4 protein-coding genes are annotated in these 4,891 nt (G+C 70.6%); all 4 read right to left on the bottom strand.

What is annotated here, in order from left to right:
- Positions 1-142: 142 nt before the first annotated feature.
- Complete coding sequence (locus AC2W7G_RS09095; RefSeq protein WP_485868153.1) at positions 143-559, bottom strand: phage holin family protein; 417 nt, start codon at positions 557-559, stop codon at positions 143-145.
- A gap of 121 nt (positions 560-680) precedes the next feature.
- Positions 681-2,690 (bottom strand): acetate--CoA ligase, encoded by a 2,010-nt coding sequence (gene acs / locus AC2W7G_RS09090; protein WP_485868152.1) that lies wholly within the window; start codon positions 2,688-2,690, stop codon positions 681-683.
- Positions 2,691-2,745: 55 nt separating this feature from the next.
- Positions 2,746-4,377 carry a solute symporter family protein gene (locus AC2W7G_RS09085; RefSeq protein ID WP_485868151.1) on the bottom strand — a complete coding sequence of 544 codons (1,632 nt, stop codon included), beginning with the start codon at positions 4,375-4,377 and terminating at the stop codon, positions 2,746-2,748.
- On the bottom strand, positions 4,374-4,712 hold the full coding sequence (locus tag AC2W7G_RS09080) for a DUF485 domain-containing protein (RefSeq protein WP_485868150.1): 339 nt from the start codon (positions 4,710-4,712) through the stop codon (positions 4,374-4,376). The genes AC2W7G_RS09085 and AC2W7G_RS09080 overlap by 4 nt, the downstream gene beginning before the upstream one ends.
- Positions 4,713-4,891: the final 179 nt, after the last annotated feature.

The following is a 4,891-nucleotide window of genomic DNA, read 5'->3' as shown; positions in this document are numbered from 1 at the left end:
GCACCGAGCCGCTGGCCCGGGCTGTGCAGGGACGCGCTCGGTGGCCCGGGCGACGTCGTCGTTCGACGGACTGGCTGCTCGTGGTGGGCCGGGGCCGGCTGGCGCCCTGGTGGTCGGCGTCGTGCTGCGCCGCCGGGTCTGACTAGCGCGTGCGGGTCTGGCCCTTGAGCGCGGCCGGGATCTCCTTGGCCGTGGCGATGGTCTTCTCCGGCGCCTTGATCTTCTTGAGCTTGCGGATGCCGACGAAGACCAGCAGGAGCATGAGCACCAGGTAGAAGCCGGTCACGATGAGGAAGCACCAGGCCGGGTGGAGCCCGGTCATGGTGAGGAAGTACGCGGCGGCGATCGAGCCGAGCACGATGATGAGCAGGCCGAGGAAGGCGCTGGCGGCGAGCAGACCGGTGCCGAGGCCGGCGGCCTTGGCACTGACCCGCAGCTCGCTCTTGGCCAGCTGGATCTCGGCCTGCACCAGGCTCGAGATGTCGCGGCTGGCGTCGGCGACCAGACGCCCGATCGTGGGCTCGTCCGTGGGCTGCGGCTGCTGCTCGGTCACGCTCATGGCCGCGAGCCTACACAGCGCAGGCCGACCCCGCAGGGCGTCCGGACGCGGCCGGGGGCGGCCGACGCGACCGGCGTGGCACCGGTGGTCGGACCCGCCCCCGGACGGGACGGCGTACGGCTCAGTCGTCGCTCTTGGCCGACTTCATGCCCTCGGAGATGAGCGACATCACCGAGCTGTCGGCCAGCGTCGTGGCGTCCCCGACCTCGCGGTTCTCGGCGACGTCGCGCAGCAGCCGGCGCATGATCTTGCCCGAGCGCGTCTTGGGCAGCTCGGCCACGACCAGGATCTGGCGCGGCTTGGCGATCGGGCCGATCTCCTTGGCGACGTGGTTGCGCAGGTCGGCGATGACGCTGTCGTCGGCCTCCTGGCCGTCGACGAGCGCCGACTCGCGCAGGATGACGAACGCGACGACCGCCTGGCCGGTGGTCTCGTCGGCCGCGCCCACGACGGCCGCCTCGGCGACCTTCGGGTGCGAGACGAGCGCGGACTCGATCTCGGTCGTCGACAGGCGGTGGCCCGAGACGTTCATGACGTCGTCGACGCGGCCGAGCAGCCAGATGTCGCCGTCCTCGTCCTTCTTGGCCCCGTCGCCGGCGAAGTAGAAGCCGGGGAAGCGCGACCAGTAGGTGTCCTGGAAGCGCTGGTCGTCGCCCCAGATCGTGCGCAGCATGGACGGCCACGGCTCGGTCAGCACCAGGTAGCCGCCCTCGCCGTTGCCGACCGGCTGGCCCGCGTCGTCCACGACCTCGGCGCTGATGCCCGGGATGGCGCGCATGGCCGAGCCCGGCTTGGCCGCGGTGACGCCGGGCAGCGGGGTGATCATGTGCGCGCCGGTCTCGGTCTGCCACCAGGTGTCGACGATCGGGGTGCGTCCGCCGCCGATGTTCTCGCGGTACCAGACGTACGCCTCGGGGTTGATCGACTCGCCGACCGAGCCCAGGACGCGCAGGCTCGACAGGTCGTACTCGGCCGGGATCTGCTCGCCCCACTTCATGCACGTGCGGATGGCGGTGGGCGCCGTGTAGAACTTCGTCACCCCGTGCTGCTGGATGATCTCCCACCAGCGGCCCTTGTGCGGCGTGTCGGGCGTGCCCTCGTACATCACCTGCGTCGCGCCGCAGGCCAGCGGGCCGTAGACGATGTAGCTGTGGCCGGTGACCCAGCCGATGTCGGCGGTGCACCAGTAGACGTCGTCGTCCTTGAGGTCGAAGACGCCCCAGAACGAGTACGCCGACTGCACGAGGTAGCCGCCGGTGGTGTGCAGGATGCCCTTGGGCTTGCCCGTGGTGCCCGACGTGTACATGACGTAGAGCGGGTGCTCGCTGTCGAACGCCTCCGGCGTGTGCTCGGGCGAGGCGGACGCGACGACGTCGTGCCACCACACGTCGCGGCCCTCGGACCAGTCGACGTCCTGGCCGGTGCGGCGCACCACCAGCACGTGCTCGACGACGGACGTGCGGGAGACCGCCTCGTCGACGGCGGGCTTGAGGGCGCTCGGGGCACCGCGGCGGTAGCCGCCGTCGGCGGTGATGACGACCTTGGCCTGGCAGTCCTCGACCCGGCTGGCCAGGGCGTCGGCCGAGAACCCGCCGAAGACGACCGTGTGCGGGGCGCCGAGGCGGGCGCACGCGAGCATCGCGACGACGGCCTCGGGGATCATCGGCATGTAGATGGCGACCCGGTCGCCGGCCGCGACGCCCAGGTCGGTCAGCGCGTTGGCGGCGCGGCTGACCTCGTCCTGCAGGTCGCGGTAGGTGATCGTGCGGGTGTCGTCCGCCGGCTCGCCGACCCAGTGGAGGGCGACCTTGTCGCCGTGGCCGGCCTCGACGTGGCGGTCGACGCAGTTGTACGCGGCGTTGAGGCGTCCGCCGACGAACCACTTCGCGAACGGCGGGTTCGACCAGTCGAGCACCTCCTCGAACGGGGTCTCCCAGTCCAGGCGGCCGGCCTGCTCGGTCCAGAACCCGAGCCGGTCCTCGGCGGCGCGGTCGTACGCCTCGGCGGTCAGGTTCGCGTGCTGCGCCAGCTCGGCCGGCGGCTCGAAGCGGCGGTTCTCGTGCAGGAGGTTGCTGAGGCCTTCAGCGCTCACGGTGGCTCCTTCGGAAGGGGTGTGTGGTGCGCCACCCATTGTGGCGCACCACACACACGGGGTCGGACGGACTACTTCTCGGCGCCGGCGCCGGTCAGGGACCGGACCTCGAGCTCGGGGAAGCGCTCCTCCGAGACGCGGCTCTTGGTCGTGACCGTGCCCAGCCAGCCCAGGAAGAAGCCGAGCGGGATCGACACGATGCCGGGTTCTCCAGCGGGAACCAGCTGATGTCGATGCTCTCGGGCAGCAGCGACAGGTTCTTGCCGTTGGCGTCCAGGCCCTTGCCCGAGACGACCGGCGAGAAGATCACCAGGCCGACGGCCGAGATGAGGCCGCCGTAGATGCTCCACACGGCGCCGCGGGTGTTGAACCGCTTCCAGAACAGGTTGTAGAGCAGGGCCGGCAGGTTGGCCGAGGCCGCGACCGCGAAGGCCAGCGCCACCAGGAAGGCGACGTTGAGGCTCTGGCCGGGGATGGCCAGCAGGATCGCGACGCCGCCGATGACGAACGCGGCGATGCGGGCGACCTTGACCTCGTCCTTGCCGGTGACCTCGCCCTTCTTCCAGACGTTGGCGTACAGGTCGTGCGCCACCGACGAGGCGGACGTCAGGGTGAGGCCGGCGACCACGGCGAGGATGGTCGCGAACGCGACCGCCGAGATCAGGGCCAGCAGGATGGCGCCGCCGGTCGTGCCGGCTCCGCCGCCCACCGCCTCGGCCAGCAGCGGCGAGGCCAGGTTGCCGCCGGACTCGACGATGCGGTCCTTCGCGTCGCCCTTGACCAGCGCCGCGGCGCCGAAGCCCAGGACCAGCGTCAGCAGGTAGAACGTGCCGATGATGCCGATCGCCCAGAGCACCGACTGGCGGGCCTGCTTGGCGGTCGGGACGGTGTAGAAGCGCACGAGGATGTGCGGCAGGCCGGCGGTGCCCAGGACGAGGGCGATGCCGAGCGAGACGAAGTCGATCTTGCTCGTCGTCGTCGCGCCGTACTTGAGGCCCGGCTCGAGGAACGCCTTGCCCTGGCCGCTGTTGTCGGCCGCGGTGCCCAGCAGGTCCGAGAGGTTGAAGCCGAACTTGGCCAGCACGAGGATCGAGATGAGCAGCGTGCCGAACATGAGCAGGACGGCCTTGACGATCTGCACCCAGGTGGTGCCCTTCATGCCGCCGAAGACGACGTAGAAGATCATGAGGATGCCGACCGCGACGATGGTGAGGTTCTTGGCCGCGTCGCTGTCGACGCCGAGCAGCAGCGCGACGAGCGCGCCGGCGCCGACCATCTGGGCGAGCAGGTAGAAGATCGACACGACGATCGTCGACGTGGCGGCCGCGGTGCGGATGGGGCGCTGCTCCATCCGGTAGGCGAGCTGGTCGGCCATCGTGAAGCGGCCGGAGTTGCGCAGCAGCTCGGCGACCAGCAGCAGGGCCACGAGCCACGCCACGAGGAAGCCGATCGAGTACAGGAAGCCGTCGTAGCCCGACAGCGCGATGGCGCCGGAGATGCCCAGGAACGAGGCGGCCGACATGTAGTCGCCGCCGATGGCGAAGCCGTTCTGGACGCCGCTGAACGAGCGTCCGCCGGCGTAGTAGTCGGCCGCGGTCTTGGTGTTGCGGCTGGCCCAGAAGGTGATGCCGACGGTCAGCAGCACCACGAGCACGAACAGGGTCGCGGTCAGGGCCTGGTGGTCGCCGCTCTCGCTGGCGGCGAGCAGGACGTCCCGGGTGGTCATCGCTCCACCTCACGCTCGAACTGGCCGCGCAGGTCGTCGGCGATGGGGTCCATGTTCGTGGCCGAGTAGCTCGCGTACGCCCAGGCGATGCCGAAGGTCGTCACGAACTGCAGCAGGCCCCAGACGAGAGCCACGTTGATGTTGCCCACGACCTTCGTGCCCATGAGGTCGGGCGCCCAGTTCGAGGCCAGGACGTAGGCCAGGTACCAGACCATGAAGGCGACGGTGGTGGGCAGGACGAACCGCCGGTAGGCGGAGCGCAGCCGGTGGAAGTCGGCCGAGGCGTGGATGCGTTCGTACTCGGCGTGGACCGCTGGCGAGATCTTCTCGGCCACAGCACACCCCTTTCTGGTCGGAGGACGGGTGCTGAGCCGACGGTAGGGACGCGCAACGGTGTGTGCCAGGTCACACGCGCGGCGTTGCGGCCAAGGCCGCGGTCGCGTTCGCCCGGCGGTCGGGCGGCTGCGACGAGCGGTCGGCCGGGCGCGACGAAACGGTCAGGCGCCGCAGGACG

This window comes from Aeromicrobium sp. PFPM2_SD2, from assembly GCF_057364525.1.
The sequence above is the reverse complement of the archived record's forward strand: the minus strand, read 5'-3'. Positions and strand labels throughout refer to the sequence as shown.